Source organism: Aeromonas sp. FDAARGOS 1406, assembly GCF_019048565.1.
GTDB classification, from domain to species: Bacteria; Pseudomonadota; Gammaproteobacteria; order Enterobacterales; family Aeromonadaceae; genus Aeromonas; species Aeromonas caviae.
This window is the reverse complement of the sequence record NZ_CP077378.1, coordinates 1,769,304-1,786,942: the sequence shown is the minus strand read 5'-3', so window position 1 is coordinate 1,786,942 and position 17,639 is coordinate 1,769,304. Positions and strand designations below refer to the sequence as shown.

Annotated in this window: 16 protein-coding genes and 2 pseudogenes; 12 read left to right on the top strand and 6 right to left on the bottom strand. The window is 62.2% G+C overall.

Annotated features, from left to right (window positions below; genetic code table 11):
• Positions 1-31 precede the first annotated feature (31 nt).
• Positions 32-1,123, top strand: a complete 1,092-nt coding sequence (locus tag I6L36_RS08355; RefSeq protein ID WP_109113274.1) for a PfkB family carbohydrate kinase — start codon at positions 32-34, stop codon at positions 1,121-1,123.
• The gene (locus tag I6L36_RS08350) at positions 1,117-2,025 is read left to right on the top strand and encodes a pseudouridine-5'-phosphate glycosidase (RefSeq protein ID WP_043154288.1); all 909 of its coding nucleotides are present in this window, start codon (positions 1,117-1,119) and stop codon (positions 2,023-2,025) included. Before I6L36_RS08355 ends, I6L36_RS08350 begins: the two co-directional genes overlap by 7 nt.
• Before the next feature lie 72 nt (positions 2,026-2,097).
• On the opposite strand, the gene I6L36_RS08345 is transcribed toward I6L36_RS08350, so the two are convergent.
• Entirely contained in the window at positions 2,098-2,823 is a 726-nt protein-coding gene (locus I6L36_RS08345) for a carbonic anhydrase (protein WP_109113145.1), read from the bottom strand.
• Positions 2,824-3,468: 645 nt separating this feature from the next.
• Here I6L36_RS08345 and I6L36_RS08340 point away from each other — a divergent pair.
• Together I6L36_RS08340 and I6L36_RS08335 are read left to right on the top strand one after the other, a co-directional pair.
• Positions 3,469-4,224 (top strand): DNA/RNA non-specific endonuclease, encoded by a 756-nt coding sequence (locus I6L36_RS08340; RefSeq protein ID WP_109113144.1) that lies wholly within the window; start codon positions 3,469-3,471, stop codon positions 4,222-4,224.
• Between the two features lie 207 nt (positions 4,225-4,431).
• Complete coding sequence (locus I6L36_RS08335; RefSeq protein ID WP_029314779.1) at positions 4,432-4,779, top strand: DUF2541 family protein; 348 nt, start codon at positions 4,432-4,434, stop codon at positions 4,777-4,779.
• Positions 4,780-4,810: 31 nt separating this feature from the next.
• On the opposite strand, the gene mog is transcribed toward I6L36_RS08335, so the two are convergent.
• Entirely contained in the window at positions 4,811-5,341 is a 531-nt protein-coding gene (mog, locus tag I6L36_RS08330; protein WP_039040332.1) for a molybdopterin adenylyltransferase, read from the bottom strand.
• 407 nt (positions 5,342-5,748) lie between these two features.
• Here mog and I6L36_RS08325 point away from each other — a divergent pair.
• Positions 5,749-5,853, top strand: a pseudogene (locus I6L36_RS08325) (DUF3135 domain-containing protein); the annotation flags it as partial.
• Positions 5,854-5,870: 17 nt separating this feature from the next.
• Here the strand turns inward: I6L36_RS08325 and I6L36_RS08320 are convergent.
• Positions 5,871-7,007: an ISAs1 family transposase gene (locus I6L36_RS08320; protein ID WP_114523334.1), complete on the bottom strand. Its 1,137-nt coding sequence runs from the start codon at positions 7,005-7,007 to the stop codon at positions 5,871-5,873.
• A gap of 95 nt (positions 7,008-7,102) precedes the next feature.
• Here I6L36_RS08320 and I6L36_RS08315 point away from each other — a divergent pair.
• The 7 genes and pseudogenes from I6L36_RS08315 to proX form a co-directional block, all read left to right on the top strand.
• Positions 7,103-7,351, top strand: a pseudogene (locus I6L36_RS08315) (DUF3135 domain-containing protein); the annotation flags it as partial.
• A 232-nt stretch (positions 7,352-7,583) separates the two neighbouring features.
• The gene (locus tag I6L36_RS08310; protein ID WP_109112294.1) at positions 7,584-8,381 is read left to right on the top strand and encodes a threonine/serine exporter ThrE family protein; all 798 of its coding nucleotides are present in this window, start codon (positions 7,584-7,586) and stop codon (positions 8,379-8,381) included.
• Positions 8,378-8,845, top strand: coding sequence for a threonine/serine exporter family protein (locus I6L36_RS08305; protein WP_010675437.1), 468 nt, complete (start codon positions 8,378-8,380; stop codon positions 8,843-8,845). The genes I6L36_RS08310 and I6L36_RS08305 overlap by 4 nt, the downstream gene beginning before the upstream one ends.
• A gap of 23 nt (positions 8,846-8,868) precedes the next feature.
• Positions 8,869-9,360 carry a type 3 dihydrofolate reductase gene (folA, locus tag I6L36_RS08300; RefSeq protein ID WP_048207033.1) on the top strand — a complete coding sequence of 164 codons (492 nt, stop codon included), beginning with the start codon at positions 8,869-8,871 and terminating at the stop codon, positions 9,358-9,360.
• A gap of 470 nt (positions 9,361-9,830) precedes the next feature.
• Entirely contained in the window at positions 9,831-11,027 is a 1,197-nt protein-coding gene (proV, locus tag I6L36_RS08295) for a glycine betaine/L-proline ABC transporter ATP-binding protein ProV (RefSeq protein ID WP_010675435.1), read from the top strand.
• On the top strand, positions 11,024-12,172 hold the full coding sequence (proW, locus tag I6L36_RS08290; protein ID WP_119196945.1) for a glycine betaine/L-proline ABC transporter permease ProW: 1,149 nt from the start codon (positions 11,024-11,026) through the stop codon (positions 12,170-12,172). Before proV ends, proW begins: the two co-directional genes overlap by 4 nt.
• Positions 12,169-13,170 (top strand): glycine betaine/L-proline ABC transporter substrate-binding protein ProX, encoded by a 1,002-nt coding sequence (gene proX, locus I6L36_RS08285; protein WP_041212478.1) that lies wholly within the window; start codon positions 12,169-12,171, stop codon positions 13,168-13,170. Before proW ends, proX begins: the two co-directional genes overlap by 4 nt.
• A 93-nt stretch (positions 13,171-13,263) precedes the next feature.
• Here proX and I6L36_RS08280 read toward each other — a convergent pair whose 3' ends face one another.
• The 3 genes from I6L36_RS08280 to I6L36_RS08270 are packed head-to-tail and all read right to left on the bottom strand — an operon-like array spanning position 13,264 to position 17,559.
• The gene (locus tag I6L36_RS08280) at positions 13,264-14,070 is read right to left on the bottom strand and encodes a phosphoadenylyl-sulfate reductase (protein ID WP_010675432.1); all 807 of its coding nucleotides are present in this window, start codon (positions 14,068-14,070) and stop codon (positions 13,264-13,266) included.
• Entirely contained in the window at positions 14,060-15,772 is a 1,713-nt protein-coding gene (cysI, locus tag I6L36_RS08275; RefSeq protein WP_109112296.1) for an assimilatory sulfite reductase (NADPH) hemoprotein subunit, read from the bottom strand. The genes I6L36_RS08280 and cysI overlap by 11 nt, the downstream gene beginning before the upstream one ends.
• A complete protein-coding gene (locus I6L36_RS08270) occupies positions 15,772-17,559 on the bottom strand; it encodes an assimilatory sulfite reductase (NADPH) flavoprotein subunit (protein WP_109112297.1) in 1,788 nt (595 codons plus the stop codon). Before I6L36_RS08270 ends, cysI begins: the two co-directional genes overlap by 1 nt.
• Positions 17,560-17,639 lie beyond the last annotated feature (80 nt).

Below are 17,639 nucleotides of genomic sequence, written 5' to 3'. Positions count from 1 at the left end.
TGGACAAACGTTTGCAACTGGATGTTTGTCTATGACGGAACGTGAGCAAGAGATCCTCGCCCTGCTGCGCCAGGATCCCATGATTGCCCAGCAGGAGCTGGCGGACAGGCTCGGCATCAGCCGCTCCGCGCTGGCGAGCCACATCTCCAGCCTGATGCGCCAGGGCTATGTGCAGGGGCGCGGCTATGTGCTGCGCGAAGGCCCCTACGCCGTGGTGATCGGCGGCGCCAACATGGATATCTGTGGCAGCAGCCACGACAACCTGCGCATCGGCGATTCCAACCCGGGCCGGGTACGCACCTCCGCCGGCGGGGTAGGGCGCAACATCGCCGAGAACCTGGCGCGCCTTGGCACCGACACCCGGCTGCTGACTGCGGTGGGCAACGATCAATACGGCCACCACCTGCTGGAGGTGAGCCAGCGCGCCGGGGTCGACGTGCGCCAGGTGCTGGTACTGGAGGGTCAATCGACCTCCTGCTATCTCAGCCTGCACGATGGCAGCGGCGAGATGAGCTGCGCCGTCAACGACATGGGGATCATCGAGCAGCTCACCCCGGCCCGGCTCACCCCCCTGAGCGGTTTTCTTGGCGCGGCCCGGCTCTGGGTGCTCGACACCAACCTCGCCACCCACACCCTGGACTGGCTGTTCGAGCGCCAGGGGGAGCACATCATCTTCGTGGACACCGTGTCGGTGGCCAAGGTGGAGAAGATCCGCCCCTGGCTGCACCGCATCCACACCCTCAAACCCAATCGCACCGAGGCGGAGCAGCTGTGCGGCTTCACCATCGGCGGGCCCGACACCTGGCCCATGGCGGCGGCCTGGTTCCACCGCGCCGGGGTGCAGCGGCTCTTCCTGAGCCTCGGCGATCAGGGGATCTTCTATAGCGACGGGGCCTGCCAGGGCCATCTGCCCGTGCTCGGCAGCCCGGTCGTCAACGTGACCGGCGGCGGCGATGCCTTCATGGCAGGGCTGGCCCACGCCTGGTTGCAGGAGCAGGGCATCATGGAGACAACCCGGTTCGCCCTCGGTTGCGCCGCCCTCACCGTCAATTGTTCCGATACCGTCTTTTCCGGCCTATCCAAGGCCGCCGTTGAACGCATGCTGGAGGAGTACCCATGTTGAACGCTTACCTCGATATCCAACCTGAAGTTGCCGCCGCGCTGGCCGCCGGCAAGCCGGTGGTGGCCCTGGAGTCCACCATCATCTCCCACGGCATGCCCTATCCCCAGAACGTGGAGACGGCGCGCCAGGTGGAGCAGGTGGTGCGGGACAACGGCGCCGTGCCGGCCACCATCGCCATCATCGATGGCCGCCTCAAGGTGGGTCTGGATGCGGGGGCCCTGGAGGCGCTGGGCCGTGCCGGGCACGCCGCCACCAAGTGCAGCCGTCGCGACATCCCCTTCGTGCTGGCCAACAAGGGGCTGGGGGCGACCACGGTAGCCTCCACCATGATAGTGGCCGCCATGGCCGGGATCCGGGTGTTCGCCACCGGCGGCATCGGCGGCGTGCATCGCGGCGCCCAGGAGACCTTCGACATCTCCGCTGACCTGCAGGAATTTGCCCAGACCCCGGTGGCCGTGGTCTGCGCCGGCGCCAAGTCGATCCTCGACATCGGTCTGACCCTGGAGTACCTGGAGACCCAGGGGGTGCCGGTGATCGGCTACCAGACCGAGGAGCTGCCCGCCTTCTACACCCGGGAGAGCGGCTTCAAGGTGGATTACCGCCTGGAGAGCCCGGCGGCCATCGCCGAGGCGCTGCGTCTGAAGTGGGAGCTGGGGCTGGCCGGGGGCGCCGTGGTGGCCAACCCGATCCCGACCCAGTTTGCCATGCCCAAGGCCGACATCGACGCCGCCATTGCCCAGGCACTGCGTGAGGCGGACGAGCAGGGGGTCAAGGGCAAGGAGTCCACCCCCTTCCTGCTGGCCCGGGTGTGCGAGCTGACCGGTGGCAACTCCCTGGCGGCCAATATCCAGTTGGTGCTGAACAACGCCGCGCTGGGGGCGCGCATCGCTGCCAGCCTGTAAACACCTTTGCGGAAGATGCAAAAGAGGGCCAACAGGCCCTCTTTTTATTGCGTGAATCGGTGAGATAACCCCTTATTCCAGCACCAGTCGCCCGTTGAGAGGTTGGACGGGGCGGTTGTTGGGGTGGTGCATCACCGCCTTGAAGGCATCGATCTGGGCCTGGCTGGCCTGGACCGGCTCCTTCATCACCAGCCAGCGTACTCCTTCCGAGCAGGGTGGGGTGGTCAGGGACCCGCTGAAGCGGTAGTAGTCGTGCTGGGCGGGCAGCAGTTGCTCTGCCGAGATGGGTTCCTTGAAGGCATGGATCTCCCCCGCCTTGGCTGGCAACACCTGCCAGGCCTGGCTCAGGGCCCCATTGGCCTGGCCCGGCTCGAACATCACGGCGACCACCGCCAGCTCCCCCTTGTCATTGGCATGGACCAGGTGACCCTCCAGGGGGTAGGACTTGCCCTCGATGAGGTTTTCGCTGGGGGCGTGGAAGTGGAACTGCTTGAGCTCGAAGTGCATGCCGTCGAGCTCAAGGGTGCTGCCGGGGGCATAGTTGACCTGCACCGTGTGGCCGTTGTTGACCAGCGTCTTGCCACCCGCCTGATAGTGGAACTGCAGGGGGGCCAGATCGGCCTTCACCAGACCTGAGAGGTTGACCGGCGACTGGTTGCTGCCGGCACACTGGCCATATTCCGGGGTCAGGCTGGCCCATTTAGCCGGGCCGGCCTCGCCGCTGTATTCCCAGTGTGTGGTGGCGGCAAAGGCGGCAGGGCAGAGCAGCAGGGCGCCAGCCAGCAGGGACTTTTTCATCATGCATCCTTATCCTGATTGAAAAGCACGACCATTCCTGGCCTTCCGGCAGGAAGGCCTCATCAATGGCATCGTTGGAAACGCAGGGTACGCGGTGCCAGACCGGATTAATTGTTATGAAAGGTCTGTCGTCATCGTTATTTGAAGCGTGGCATGAGGCGGCGCCATGATGTATTCCGGCAACGGGGCCCGCTTATTCATGGAGGAGAAATCCTGCGGGCATTTTCGCCATGAACGGCCCCCTTTCATGGCGCCCCAAATAGATGACGGGCTGATTCTAGAGGGCTTTTCATGGCTCCATTTGATCTCGAGCAAACAAGCGCGGACTAATTATCGGGCTTGAGGATCCCTTATTTCGCTGGGATTTGTTCGATATTCCCTGACCCGGTCAGGGGCGTGCGTGGCGGGAGCCGGGCGCTGTGCTGACAGAGTGCCTCGGTATTGACCCCTTATCCCTCTGATAGTGCTGGAGAAATTCCCCCCTCAGCACAGTGACGGGGGGATGGCAATCCCCCGGTTGGCGGCGCCTTGTTTGCGGTTTTGCCGTCCTCTTCACATTTTCGGATTGCTCGCTATTTGTGCGATTGCCTTACTCATCCGACCTGGTGTCAAATCACTCCGCCTAACACAAGGAGTGGCATAATAATGAATAATATCAATAAATTAGTTCTGGCTATCGGATTCACTCTCACCACTTTCCCGAGCCTGGCGGCGGGATTCCAGTGCGGGGAGCACGTCACCCTGGGGGTACCCGGTCAATCCAGTCAGCTGTTGTGCCGGGAGGGCTATGCCGCCGGGTACAACTACGACACCAAGGTCTCTGACTGGGTCTCTTACCGGATGACGTCCGCCAGCGCCCAGGGCCAGGTGCCGCGCAAGGATGCCTTCGCCGAGGACAAGGAGGTGCCGGTGCAGTTTCGCGCCACCCTGTCGGACTACAAGGGCTCGGGCTATGACCGCGGCCACCAGGCGCCGGCGGCGGACATGCGATCCACCGCCAACACCATGAAGCAGAGCTTCCTGCTCACCAACATGACCCCGCAACTGCCGGCGCTCAACCAGGGGGCCTGGCGCATCCTGGAGGAGAAGACCCGGCAGTGGGCCATCACCTACAAGAGCGTGCAGGTGATCACCGGCCCCATCTTCACCCACTCCGATGGCGCCATCGGCAACGGCGTGACCGTGCCCCACGCCTACTACCGGGTGGTGATGGATCTGGCGGGCAAGCGGGCCATCGCCTTCATCCTGCCGCAAGAGAACGTCTCGGCCAGCAAGCTGGCGGACTATGTGGTGACGGTGGATGAGGTGGAGGAGCAGACCGGGCTCGACTTCTTCACCGAGTTGCCGGATGAGCAGGAAGAGGCCATGGAGTCGCGGCTGTCGGCCATGTGGGGCGGTTAGCGCGTCCGGCAGGGGTAACGGGGGCCCAGGCCCCCGTTACCCACACGGGCCTCCGGCCATTGTCATGGCCCCTGGTACAGGGCCAGTACAGCTTGGGTCTGGCATCGGCCCTTATCATGACTCCTTTTTTCAGGAGGCATCATGTCAGCGCTGTTTTCCCTTCACTCCTCGTCCACTCTTGCCCGCGCGTTGCGCATCTGCGTACCCATGGCGCTGCTGGGGGCTGCTGTTCCCCCGGCCATGGCCGACGAGGATATCCGCTTGGGGCAGACCATTCTGCTCGGGGTCGGCGATCATCCCGCCATCATTCCCATGCTCGCCTGCCGGCCGACCAAATCCATCATGGTCAAGGCAGGGCGGGAGTTGACCCTGGAGCGGGTCAAGGTGTTCTACGGCAACGATCGCAGCAAGACCCTCTATTTCGACAAGGTGTTGAGAGAGGATCAGGAGTCGGGGTGGCAATCCCTCGGCAGCCGACTCTGCATCAAGCGCATCGAGGTGTACGGCAATTCGGAAGGGAGCAGGGCAGGGGTCAAGGTGTATGGGCGCAAATGAGCAAAGGGCGGGGAAAATCCCCGCCCAGTGCTTATTTCTTCGGGCGGAACGGCTTGATGATGGCCTCGTCGCACTCGAGATAGGGCCCTTCCATCAGGTCGATGCAGTAGGGAATGGCAGGGAAGACCGCATCCAGGCACTCGCGGATCGATTTGGGCTTGCCCGGCAGGTTGACGATGAGCGAGCTGCCGCGCAGGCCGGCGGTCTGGCGCGACAGGATGGCGGTCGGCACGAACTTGAGGGACTCGGCCCGCATCAGCTCGCCAAAGCCCGGCATCATGCGATCGCACACCGCCTCGGTGGCCTCCGGGGTCACATCCCGCCTGGCCGGCCCTGTGCCCCCCGTGGTAACGACAAGGCAGCACTGCTCCTCGTCCACCAGCCGAACCAGGGTCGCCTCAATCTGATCCTGCTCGTCGGGGATCACCTGATAGACGGGCTCCCATTCCGAGGTCAGGTAGGCGTTCAGGGTGTCGATGATGGCCTTGCCGGAGAGATCTTCGTAGATGCCTGCACTGGCGCGATCGCTGACGGTGACGATACCGATTCTTGCCTTGCTCATGGTCTGCCCTTGGTTGCCGCAATAAAGTGGTAAATAAAATAACATAATCAGTGAGATATGTTAAACCGCCGGATGGTACAAGGGGAGGGCGTCGAGCCTGGGAGAGAGTCGAATGAAAAACAATTTTGAGGAAAGTTCCTTAATAAGGCATAAGGCCGAGAAAAATGGCGCTGAAATTTTATAAAAAAACTGACGCAGGCCGGATTCGGTTAATTTCATGAATCATAAGGAATAAATGATTTTTTCCGCCAACGATGCGCAATCCGTGCCAAAAACCGGACTCCTGTGGCTCGGCGGTGAATGGCCCAAAATCGCCACCATCCTATATAACCTTCCCTAGGGACAGTGAAATAGTGATGTGCCCGGCGTCGTTCCATTCCATGGGCGAGGTCCGGCCAGGAGGGTATATGGAGCTGCCTGATTTCGATACCCTGAAGTACTGGGCGCTGGCCGAGCCGGAGCGACTCGACGCGCTGCTGCACCAGCAGATAGAGACCCTGATCGCCAGGGTGAGAGCGTGAACATCCTGTTAAATTTCAGAGAGTTTTTGCAGGCCAGCTGCGAGCACAGTGTCCAGATAGTCACTGCTCATCGCCGCTATTTTCTGCTTGCGTCTGATGCTCGCTTTGCGTGATGTTTCCGCCCTTAGCATGTTCACGGCCATGTGTCGGATACAGGCCAGATTCTCCGCCGCGTCTTCGCGATAGATGGGGCACGCATCTTCTCCCATCGTCACATCCAACACCCAGTGAAGCTCGTTTTCGATGGCCCAATGACCGCGCACGGCACGGGCAAACTCATCTCGGTCAAGCACCTTTGAGCTGATGAAATAACGTTGTTCTATAGCTATTTTTTGATTTTTTTCAATACGATAAGAGATGGCTACACCCAGGCTCTGCAACCCGTCCCAATCGGCAAACTGGGCCGCCAGTTCCCCGGCCGGGATGACGTGATATTCACGACCGTCAACGCGCCCATGAGCCTGTTCTACCGCCGCCGTCTGCGCTGACAGCGGGGTGGCCATGGCCGGAGCGAGCGCCTGTTTCACGGCCTCAAGCAGCTTGGGCTGATTCCCCTTGACGGCCAACAGATAATCCCCACCCTGCTGCCGGATAGACGTGGCAATGGCAGTCTGGCAGCCCATGGCATCGATGGAAACCAGGCATTGACGAATGTCGAGCAGTGCCAACAATTCGGGAATGGCGGTGATTTCGTTGGATTTTTCAGCGGTTTTCACCTGACCGAGCACCAGTTTGTTGGCGGCGGCGTAGGCGCTGACCATGTGGATAGTCGATGAACGATCTCCGGGTTGATAGGAGCGACGCAGGGTCTTGCCATCAACGGCAATCAATGCCCCATCCATCTGCTGCTGGATGGCCTGGGTCCAGCGAATGAATGCTGCCTGAAACTGCTCTGGCTGGATGCGGGAGATGATCCTGGCGATGGTGTCATGCACAGGAATACCATTTAGAAACAGTCCCTTATCTTGAAGCCATGCCAGATGGACCTCGCCAAAGTCTTCGATGTCCTCCCACCCCTGAGCGCCACCAATCACAGCGCAAACGGTCAGAAACAGGACATCGTAAAAGGGATAAGAGATTTTCGCGGGCTGGCGGTTATCGTGGATTTCACTGAAAAACCGGGTAAAGAGGGCATCGACTGACATCACATGGCTCCAGAAAAGAGCACATAAGATCATAGTCAGATCGTGAGGTCAAACCTGTTTATATGGTTAAAAAACATTCACGATCCCGCCCTGCCCTGATCGCCCAGGTGGGGCCAGAGCGGCAACGTCGGTTGCGAGGTCTGCAATTTCGCATCGACTGCCAGCGCCGCCTGGCAAGAAACAACCTCGACAGCTGCATCCGGATAGCCAACATGATGCATGACTCGGTCTACGCCATGCGCCAGCACATTCTGGATCTGCAGAACGAATCTTGTCAGGAAATGGCAGAGCCCCCGCTGCCGGATAATGTGATAGCGTTTTCCAGTTATCTGAAACGGAAATAATTCACGGCCCTGTTCAAGATATAAAAAAACAGGGTATTTATTAATTTGTTTCACCCCTTCTCAAACAAGTTGTTAAGCAAGTTGGGTAAATTGTTTTTTATTTGCTGCAAATATTCCCCGGGCGGCTGAATAATAGTGACCAGTGCCCGCAGTCCGATAGAGATGGATGAAGGTGTATTTATTTTGGGGTAATATCCAGACACATTTCATCTTGCTATGACTCAAAGGGATCATGAGAAGCATCACACCAGGAAGGGTGCTGTCGCGAGAGCAGCAGACGGAGATCACCCGGATCATCGTCAAGGCGGGCCAGATGCTGGCCCAGTTTGGGGCGGAGAGCCGCATCATAGAGCAGACCACGGTCCGCCTGGGGATGGCGCTCGGGCTGGAGAGCGTCGAGATGGCCATCTCTTCCAGCGCCATCGTCCTCACCAGCCTCTACCAAGGCAGTTGCGTCACCACCACCCGCCGGGTGCGGGAGCACGGCATCAACATGCAGGTGGTGTGCGAAATCCAGCGCATCTGCATCATGACGGAAAAGTCGCTTATCGGCGCGCGCGAGGTACGTCAGCGCCTCGAGGCCATCACGCCGTTCCACTATCACCCCTGGCTGGTGGTGCCCATGGTGGGGCTCTCCTGCGGTGCCTTCAGCCTGCTGTTTGGCGGTGACTGGCCCATCTTCCTGGTGACCTGCTGCTCGGCCTCGGTCGCCATGCGGGTGCGCCAGCTCATTGCCTGCCATCACCACAGCCCCCTCATCAACTTTGCCGCCACCGGGTTTATCGCCACCCTGCTCGCTTCCAGCGCCACCTTCTTCGGCTGGGGCGAACAACCCTATCTCGCCATGGCCGCCAGCGTGTTGCTGCTGGTGCCGGGGTTCCCGCTCATCAATGCGGTCTCCGACATGGTGAAGGGTTACTTCAACATGGGGCTGGCCCGCTGGGGCACGGCGACACTGCTGACCATCAGCGCAGCCATAGGGATCATTCTCGCCATGTCGGTGACCGGTATCTGGGGGTGGAAGGTATGATGGAACTGCTCTGGCTGCTGGCCAAGGATGCCTTCTGGTCGGCCATTCCGGCGGTGGGCTTTGCCATGCTGTTCAACGTGCCGCCACGGATGCTCAAATATTGCGCCATGGGGGGCGCGTTGGCCCACAGCCTGCGTACCCTGCTCATCCACTACGGCATGCCCATCGAGTGGGCCACCCTGGCAGCGGCGACCACGGTCGGCTTTGTCTGTGTCTACTGGTCGCGCCGCCTGCTGGCACCACGCCCGGTGTTCAGCGTCGCCTCCATCATCCCCATGATCCCGGGCAGCTATGCGTTCAAGACCATGATCGCCATCGTCGAGCTCAATATCTCCGGGGTGACCATGGAGCTGCTTCAGAGCGCGGTGGAGAACGGCCTCAAGGCGCTCTTTATCGTGGGGGCCCTGAGTTTCGGTTTGGCGATCCCCTCTCTGGTCGTGTACCGTAACCGCCCCATTATCTGACGACGGTGCGAGAGGTTGACCCCATGATGATTTCCATGATTGCCGCCATGGCCCAGGACAGGGTGATCGGCCTGGACAACCAGATGCCCTGGCATCTGCCGGCGGATCTGGCCCACTTCAAGCGGGTCACCCTGGGCAAGCCGGTGCTGATGGGGCGCAAGACCTTCGAGTCCATCGGACGGCCACTGCCAGGCCGTCGCAATCTGGTGATCAGCCGCAATCCCGACTACCGGGCCGACGGCGTGGAGGTCATCGACTCGGTGGAGGCGGCGCTGGCGCTGCTGGCGGGCAGCGATGTGGCCGAGCTGATGGTGATCGGGGGGGGGCATCTCTACGGCCAGCTACTGCCACGGGCCGACAGGCTCTATCTGACCCGCATCGATCTGGCGGTGGAGGGGGATACCCGCTTCCCGGCCTTTGACGAGGGCGACTGGTCCTGCATCGAGCGCGAGTCCCATCAGCCTGACGAGAAGAACCCCCATCCCTACTGTTTCGAGACCTGGCAGCGGCGCTGAGCCCTCTGATGCCATGAAGAGCCCCTTGCGACAGCCGGGGGCTTTTTTGTGCCCTGTTGCCGCAAAGAGAAGGGGACTGAACCGGCATGGCTGAAGGTGCCTGAAGCAATACCGAGTGCGCGGCATCAAAATGATTAGTAATGTAATTAAATGGCCATTCATTGCTCCGATGGGCGCCGTCGTCCCCACCCTCTCTTTTCGCCTGCTGCTAACGCCTTTTAATCATTAATGAAATGTGCTGCAAGTGCATCGATACTGTGGCGACCCTGTCTGTTATAGGCGTTTTTATCGTGATTTAATGGATTTTTATGAATGAAAATAACCAATAAAAATCAATGACTTAAATTTAATCATCTTAAGGCGGCTTCAATTGGTTCTTTTGTTTGGGTGTGAAATTGCTTAGTGTTAAAAGTAATTGGCTCACGTTCGACGGTTTGCCAGGCAAGGCGTCGGCCAAGAAAAAGGACAATATGACAGTCAAACTCGAGGTCAAATCCCTCTACAAAATCTTCGGCGATCAGCCGGATAAAGCGTTCAAATTGCTGGCGAAAGGGCATGATCGCGCCAGTATCCTGAAAAAGACCGGACAGACCCTGGGGGTCCAGGATGTCAATCTGGCCATCAACGAAGGGGAGATCTTCGTGGTGATGGGCCTCTCCGGTTCGGGCAAGTCCACCCTGGTGCGTCTTTTCAACCGGCTGATCGAGCCGACCCGCGGCCAGGTGCTGATCGATGGCGAGGATATTGCCGCCATCTCGGAGCGCGAGCTGCGCCGGGTGCGTCGCAAGAAGATCAGCATGGTATTCCAGTCCTTCGCTCTGATGCCGCACCTGAGTGTGCTGGAAAATACCGCCTTCGGGCTGGAGCTGGCCGGTGTACCGCTGGCGGAGCGCCAGCAGAGCGCCCGTCAGGCGCTCCATCAGGTGGGGCTGGGGCAGTGGATAGAGGCTTATCCGGATGCCCTCTCCGGCGGCATGAAGCAGCGGGTCGGGCTGGCCCGGGCCCTTGCCAATGACCCCGACATTCTGCTGATGGACGAAGCTTTCTCCGCGCTGGATCCCCTGATCCGCACCGAGATGCAGGACGAGCTGCTCAAGCTGCAGGCCAGCCAGCAGCGCACCATCGTCTTCATCTCCCACGATCTGGACGAGGCGATGCGCATCGGCGATCGCATCGCCATCATGCAGGATGGCCAGCTGGTGCAGGTGGGCACCCCGGACGAGATCCTGAACCAGCCCGCCAACGACTATGTGCGCGCCTTCTTTCGCGGGGTGGATCTGGCCCATGTGTTCAGCGCCCGCGACGTGGCCAGCCGCAAGCAGGTGCCCCTCATCAAGAAACACACCACCGACGGGCCGGGCAACGCCCTGCGCCAGCTCAAGGAGCTTGAGCGGGAGTTCGGGTACGTGGTGGATCGCAGCCGTCGCTTCCTCGGGGTCGTCTCGGTGGAGTCGCTCGGTCAGGCGGTCAGGGCCAAAGGCAGCCTGGAGCAGGCGCTGCTGGCGGACATCCAGCCCATTCTGGCGGACACCGCCCTCAATGAACTGATCAGCCAGGTGGCGGCCGCCCCCTGTCAGGTGCCCGTGGTCGAGGAGGATGGCACTTACCTCGGCCTCATCTCCAAGGCCAATCTGCTCAACACCCTGGACAGGAGTACCCCGGCATGAAGCTGATGAATCCCCATTTCTTGCTGAGCGGGCTGCTGGCCCTGGTGCTGCTGGCGAGCCCTTCCCTGCGGGCCGATGAGGTGGCGGCAGACCCCTGGAGCGCGCCTGCGTCCGCCGAGGTGTCCGATCCCTGGGGCAGTACCGACACCCAGGCTACCGACTGGCAGAACCAGATCGAAGCCGCCGACACCACAACCGCCATCGACTGGCTGGATCCCTTCCAGCAGGCGATGGTGCCGCTGGATACCTGGGTGGAAGGGGGCATCGGCTGGCTGGTGGAGAACATGCGGCCGCTGTTCCAGCTGATCCGCGCACCGGTGGAGCTGACCCTGAACGCCATGACCCATCTGCTGCAGACGGTGCCCTCCACCCTGATGATGGGGCTCCTGGCCCTGCTTGCCTGGCAACTGGTGAACGGCCGCATGGCGCTCGGCACGCTCGTATCTCTTGTGGGGATCGGGCTCATCGGGGCCTGGTCCGATGCCATGGTGACCCTGTCCCTGGTGTTGACCTCGCTGTTCTTCTGTGTGCTGCTGGGGTTGCCCACCGGCATCCTGCTGGCCCGCAGCGAGCGGCTCTCCACCTGGACCCGGCCGCTGCTGGATGCCATGCAGACCACCCCGGCGTTCGTCTACCTCATCCCCATCGTGATGCTGTTTGGCATCGGCAACGTGCCCGGGGTGGTGGTGACCGTCATCTTCGCCCTGCCGCCCATGATCCGGCTCACCATGCTGGGTATTCGCCAGGTGCCCACGGATCTGGTGGAGGCGGCCCACTCGTTCGGTGCCAGCCCCTCCCAGTTGCTGTTCAAGGTACAGCTGCCGCTCGCCATGCCCACCATCATGGCCGGGGTCAACCAGACCCTGATGCTGGCGCTCTCCATGGTGGTGATCGCCTCCATGATCGCGGTGGGGGGCCTCGGCCAGATGGTGCTGCGCGGCATCGGCCGGCTCGACATGGGGCTCGCCTCCATCGGCGGCCTCGGCATCGTGCTGCTGGCCATCGTGCTCGACCGCCTCACCCAGGCGATGGGGCAACCAGATCGCACCCGTACCGGCCGCTGGTATCAGCACGGCCCCGCCGCCCTGCTGCTGCGCCTGGCCGGCCGTGACAAGAAAATCGATTACAAAGGAGTAAACGCATGAGACAGACCACCAAAGGATTGACCCTGGGCACATTGCTGCTGAGTGCTCAACTGCTGAGCCCGCTCGCCATGGCCAGCGCCGAGTTGCCGGGGGAGGGGGTTCGCGTTCAGCCCCTGCAGAGCTCCTTGCCGGAAGAGGCCTTCCAGAGCCTGCTGGTGAGCAAGCTGATGGCGCGTCTGGGTTACGATGTCCAGCCCGCCCAGGAGGTGGACTACAACGTGGCTTATGCCTCGGTGGCCCAGGGAGACGGCACCTTCCTCGCGTTCAACTGGGTGCCGCTGCAGGACAACAAGTACGAGCAGGCGGGAGGCGACAAGGTGTTCTTCCGTGAGGGCACCTATGTGGCCGGTGCCGCCCAGGGGTACCTCATCGACAAGAAGACCGCGACCCAATACGGCATCACCAACCTGGGCCAGCTCAAGGATCCCGAGGTGGCGGCGCTGTTTGACGGGGATGGCGACGGCAAGGCCGACCTCATCGGCTGCAACCCCGGCTGGGGCTGCGAGGGGGCGATCAACCATCACCTCGATGCCTTTGGTCTGACCCCCACGGTGGCCCATAAGCAGGGCAACTACGCGGCGCTGATCGCCGATACCCTGGCTCGCTACCAGGCCGGCAAGCCGGTGCTCTATTACACCTGGACCCCCTACTGGCTCAGCAGCGAACTGGTGCCGGGCAAGGATGTGGTGTGGCTGGAAGTCCCCGCCGACGCCCCGGATGCGGCCAAGACCCGTTTGCCGAACGGCAAGAACTACGGCTTTGCGGTGAACACCATGCACATCGTTGCCAACAAGCGGTTTGCCGAGGCCAATCCGGCCGCCGCCAAGCTCTTCTCCATCGTCAAGCTGCCGCTCAATGACATCAACGTGCAGAACGGCCTGATGAACAAGGGGCAGAACAAGCCGGCGGACGTGGAACGTCATGCCGACGCCTGGCTCAAGGGCCACGAGGCACTGGTGAACGACTGGCTGAATCAGGCGCGCGCCGCCGCCATGTAATGAGGGGGACGTCGCCCTTTTGCGCAAAGAAAAACGCCCGGCAGTTGCCGGGCGTTTTTTTGTGGGCGCAGCACTTGGCCGGGCCGCGGGGGATCAGATGCCGGAGCCGTCGCTCTCGCCACCTTCCTCATGCAGGCCGCACTCGCGCTTGAGGCCGAAGAAGCGGGTCTGCTCCTCGCTCATGCCGGGCTCCCACTTGGCGGTGGTGTGCACGTCGCCGACCGAGAGGTAGCCCTGCTCCCACAAGGGGTGGTAGGGGAGGTCGAACTCCTTGAAGTAGTAGAAGACGTCCTTGTTGCTCCAGTCGATCACCGGCAGGAACTTGAAGCGACCGCGCTGGATGGCCAGCACCGGCAGCTTGCCCCGGCTGCCGGACTGCTCACGGCGCAGGCCCGAGAACCAGGTGCGGGCACCCAGCTCGTTCAGGGCGCGGTCCATGGGCTCCACCTTGTTGAGCTGGTTGTAACGGGTGATCCCCTCCACCCCCTGCTCCCACAGGAGGCCGAAGCGAGCCTCCTGCCAGGCCGGGCTGAGTTCGGCCCGGTAGATCTTGAGGTTGAGCGCGAGACGCTCGGTCAGTTCGTCGATGAAACGGTAGGTCTCGGGGAAGAGATAACCGGTGTCGGTCAGCACCACGGGCACGTCGGCCCGCTCGCGGCTCACCAGGTGCAGCATGAGCGCCGCCTGGATGCCGAAACTCGACGACAGCACATGCTCCCCCGGCAGGTTGGCCAGGGCCCAGCGCACCCGCTCGGGGGCGCTCATGGCGTCCAGCTCCCGGTTGAGGGGGGCCAGCGCCTCGACCTGCTCCTCCCGGCCCAGGGCCAGGAGGGCGTCGAGGTCGAGCCGGCCGTCGGCGGTGCGCGCCAGCCGGGCTGTATCAGTCTGTTCAGGCTGCATAGAAGTCCCTCGCGGAGTCGATAACCGGGGCGATGATCCCGGCGCGAATGACAAAATCGCCGAAGCACTCGTCCGGGTTGCGATCCTTGGCCCAGCGGCCGATCAGGGCGTCCAGTTCGGCCAGGATCTGCGGCTCGGTGATGTTCTCAAGATGCAGGCGCGGGATGCGGGTCCCCTCGAGGTTGCCCCCCAGGTGCAGGTTGTAGCGACCCGGCGCCTTGCCCACCAGACCCACTTCCGCCAGCATGGCGCGGCCGCAGCCGTTGGGGCAGCCGGTGACCCGGAAGATGATGGCGTCATCCGCCAGGCCGTGCTTGGCCAGCAGCCCCTCGATGTCGGTGACGAAGGCAGGCAGCATGCGCTCGGCCTCGGCCATCGCCAGGGGGCAGGTAGGCAGGGCCACACAGGCCATGGACTGCTTGCGCTGCTCGCTCACGCCGTCATCCAGCAGACCGTAGTGACGCGCCAGGGCCTCAATGCGGGCCTTCTCGCCGGCAGGCACGCCCGCGATGATGAGGTTCTGGTTGGCGGTGAGGCGGAAGTCCCCCTGATGCACCTTGGCGATCTCCAGCATGCCGGTCTTGAGGGGCTTGCCCGGGAAGTCCAGCAGGCGGCCGTTCTCGATAAACAGGGTCAGGTGGTGCTTGCCGTCGATCCCCTCCACCCAGCCGAAGCGATCGCCACGGCTGGTGAATTCATAGGGGTGAACCGGCCCGAACTGGATGCCGGCGCGGTTCTCCACCTCGGCCTTGAAGGCCTCGACCCCCACCCGTTCAAGGGTGTACTTGGTCTTGGCGTTCTTGCGGTTGACCCGGTTGCCCCAGTCGCGCTGGGTGCTGACCACGGCGGCCGCCACCTCCAGCACGTGGGAGAGCGGAATGAAGCCAAAGTCGCTCGCCTTGCGCGGGTAGGTGGTGGTGTCGCCGTGGGTCATGGCGAGACCGCCCCCCACCAGCACGTTGAAGCCCACCAGCTTGCCGTGTTCGGCAATGGCCACGAAGTTGAGATCGTTGGCGTGGATGTCCACGTCGTTGTGGGGCGGGATGACCACGGTTGTTTTGAATTTGCGCGGCAGGTAGTTGGAGCCCAGGATCGGCTCCTCGTCACCCCCCAGCTTCTCGCCATCCAGCCAGATCTCCACGTAGGCGCGGGTCTTGGGCAGCAGGTGCTCGGAGATCTTCTTGGCCCACTCGTAGGCCTCCTGGTGCAACTCGGACTCCACCGGGTTGCTGGTGCAGAGCACGTTGCGGTTCACGTCCCCCGCGGTGGCGATGGAGTCGATACCTGTGCTGTTGAGGGTCTGGTGCATCAGCTTGATGTCGCGCTTCAGTACCCCGTGGAACTGGAAGGTCTGGCGGGTGGTCAGGCGGATGCTGCCGTACATGCTGTGTTCTTCGGCGAACTTGTCGATCACCTGCCACTGGGCCGGGGTGATGATGCCGCCGGGCAGGCGGGCGCGCAGCATGACGTTGTGCAGGGGCTCCAGCTTCTGGGCGGCGCGCTCCGGGCGGATGTCGCGGTCATCCTGCTGATACATGCCGTGGAAGCGGATCAGCTGGAAGTTGTCGCCGTTGAAGCCGCCGGTGAGCGGGTCCTGCAGATCTTCGGCGATGGTGCCGCGCAGGAAGTTGCTCTCGCGCTTGAGGCGTTCGTTGTCAGCCAGCGGCCCTTCGACCGGTCCCGGAATAAGTTGTTTGCTCATCAATAGACATCCCTTTGATAACGTTTGGCACGACGCAATTCGCTCAGATACTCTTCTGCTTCCTCACGGCTCTTGTGGCCGTGTTCCGCAATCACTTCCAGCAGGGCTTCCTGCACATCCTTCGCCATGTGGTTGGCGTCGCCACACACATAGAAGTGAGCGCCTGCTTCCAGCCACTGGTAGAGCTCAAGCCCTGCCTCGCGCAGGCGGTCCTGCACATAAATCTTGTTGGCCTGATCCCGGCTGAAGGCCAGGGAGATCCTGGACAGCAGGCCCGATTTCACATAACGCTGCCACTCCACCTGATAGAGGAAGTCCTGGGTGAAGTGGGGGTTGCCGAAGAAGAGCCAGTTCTTGCCCTCTGCCCCCTGTGCTTCCCGCTCCTGCAGGAAGGCGCGGAACGGGGCAATGCCGGTGCCCGGCCCCACCATGATGACGGGGGTGTCGGGATTGGCGGGCAGGCGGAAGTTGTCGTTGTGCTCCACGAACACCCGGACCTCGGCATCTTCCGGCAGACGGTCCGCCAGATAGGAGGAGGCGCCGCCGCTTCGCACTGTGCCATCTTCTTGGCGGTAGCGCACCACGCCGACGGTCAGGTGCACCTCTTCTTCCACCTCGCTCTGGGCGGAGGCGATGGAGTAGAGGCGGGGGGTGAGGGGGCGCAGCAGTGGAATCAGTTGATCGGCACTCAAGGAAGCCGGGAAGCGTTTCAGTACATCCACCACTTGAGCAGAGGCGACCAGGGCGTTGACCTGGGCCTTGTCACCGGCCAGATCTTTGAGCGCCGCGTTGTCCGTGATCTCGGCGAGGCCAGTGATCAGGCCCCCGTGCAGCCGGGTCAGTTCGTAGTGACGGGTCAGCGCCTCGCGCAGGCTGCCATGGGGGGTAGCCTCGTCACCGGTCAGACCGGTCAGGGCCAGCACTTCCCCCACGAGATCGGCGTCGTTGTCGAACCAGATGCCGAGCGCGTCCCCCGGTTGATAGGTGATGCCGGACTCTTCCAGGTTGATCTCGATGTGACGGATGTCCTTGGTGGAGTCGCGGCCAGTGATCTTCTGGTTCACCGAGAGTCTGGCGGGGAAGGGGTTCTCCTTGTTGTACTGGCTGTGGCCGACGGCGGCCTGCACCGAGCCCGCCACGCTGGCTGTCGCGGCGCCGGCAGAGAGGGTGGCGGCGACCGCCGAAACGGCCTGCTCGCCCCAGGTCTTGGCGGCATCCTGATAATCCACATCGAGGCTAGCTAGCTCATGGATGCGCTCGGCCCCCGCTTTGGCGAGGAAACCATCGAAATCCTTGCCGGTCTGGCAGAAGAACTCATAGGAGCTGTCACCCAGCCCCAGCACGGCAAACTTGAGCCCTTCCAGCTTGCCGACCTTGCCTTTTTTAAGCTGCTCGAACAGATCGACGGCGCTCTCGGGGGGCTCCCCCTCCCCGTAAGTGCTCACTACCACCAGCAGGTGGCTCTCTTTCTTGAGCTGCTTGGGTTTGTAGTCCGCCATGGAGGTGAGGGTCACCGGCAGGCCGCGGGCCTCGGCCTGGGCCTTGATGGCGCTGGCCACGCCCTTGGCATTCCCGGTCTGGGAGCCGTAGAGAATGGTCAGGCTGCCGCCGGGAGCCGCGACTTCTGCGCCTGCGCTCGCCACGGGCTGGACGCCCGCCTGGGAGAGGCCGTAGAGATAACCGCTGACCCAGGCCAGTTGCTGGGTATTGAGGGTGGTGAGAACTTGGTTGAGCTGGCGCTGCTGTTCGTCAGAGAGCGGGCTCAGGGTGGGGGCTGTCAATGGCATCACACATGTCTTCCATGGTCTGATTTTTGGTCAGGGTAAGGGGTGTAATGAATAACAACAAAGAATAAAAATATCTTCTT

Coding starts and splice junctions, on each gene's coding strand:
- I6L36_RS08270 (WP_109112297.1), bottom strand. CDS start 17,559: ATGCCATTGACAGCCCCCACCCTGAGCCCGCTCTCTGACGAACAGCAG.
- I6L36_RS08335 (WP_029314779.1), top strand. CDS start 4,432: ATGGCGCTGCTGGGGGCTGCTGTTCCCCCGGCCATGGCCGACGAGGAT.
- I6L36_RS08280 (WP_010675432.1), bottom strand. CDS start 14,070: ATGCAGCCTGAACAGACTGATACAGCCCGGCTGGCGCGCACCGCCGAC.
- folA (WP_048207033.1), top strand. CDS start 8,869: ATGATGATTTCCATGATTGCCGCCATGGCCCAGGACAGGGTGATCGGC.
- I6L36_RS08340 (WP_109113144.1), top strand. CDS start 3,469: ATGAATAATATCAATAAATTAGTTCTGGCTATCGGATTCACTCTCACC.
- mog (WP_039040332.1), bottom strand. CDS start 5,341: ATGAGCAAGGCAAGAATCGGTATCGTCACCGTCAGCGATCGCGCCAGT.
- I6L36_RS08320 (WP_114523334.1), bottom strand. CDS start 7,007: ATGTCAGTCGATGCCCTCTTTACCCGGTTTTTCAGTGAAATCCACGAT.
- I6L36_RS08345 (WP_109113145.1), bottom strand. CDS start 2,823: ATGAAAAAGTCCCTGCTGGCTGGCGCCCTGCTGCTCTGCCCTGCCGCC.
- I6L36_RS08355 (WP_109113274.1), top strand. CDS start 32: ATGACGGAACGTGAGCAAGAGATCCTCGCCCTGCTGCGCCAGGATCCC.
- cysI (WP_109112296.1), bottom strand. CDS start 15,772: ATGAGCAAACAACTTATTCCGGGACCGGTCGAAGGGCCGCTGGCTGAC.
- I6L36_RS08310 (WP_109112294.1), top strand. CDS start 7,584: ATGAGAAGCATCACACCAGGAAGGGTGCTGTCGCGAGAGCAGCAGACG.
- I6L36_RS08350 (WP_043154288.1), top strand. CDS start 1,117: ATGTTGAACGCTTACCTCGATATCCAACCTGAAGTTGCCGCCGCGCTG.
- proX (WP_041212478.1), top strand. CDS start 12,169: ATGAGACAGACCACCAAAGGATTGACCCTGGGCACATTGCTGCTGAGT.
- proV (WP_010675435.1), top strand. CDS start 9,831: ATGACAGTCAAACTCGAGGTCAAATCCCTCTACAAAATCTTCGGCGAT.
- proW (WP_119196945.1), top strand. CDS start 11,024: ATGAAGCTGATGAATCCCCATTTCTTGCTGAGCGGGCTGCTGGCCCTG.
- I6L36_RS08305 (WP_010675437.1), top strand. CDS start 8,378: ATGATGGAACTGCTCTGGCTGCTGGCCAAGGATGCCTTCTGGTCGGCC.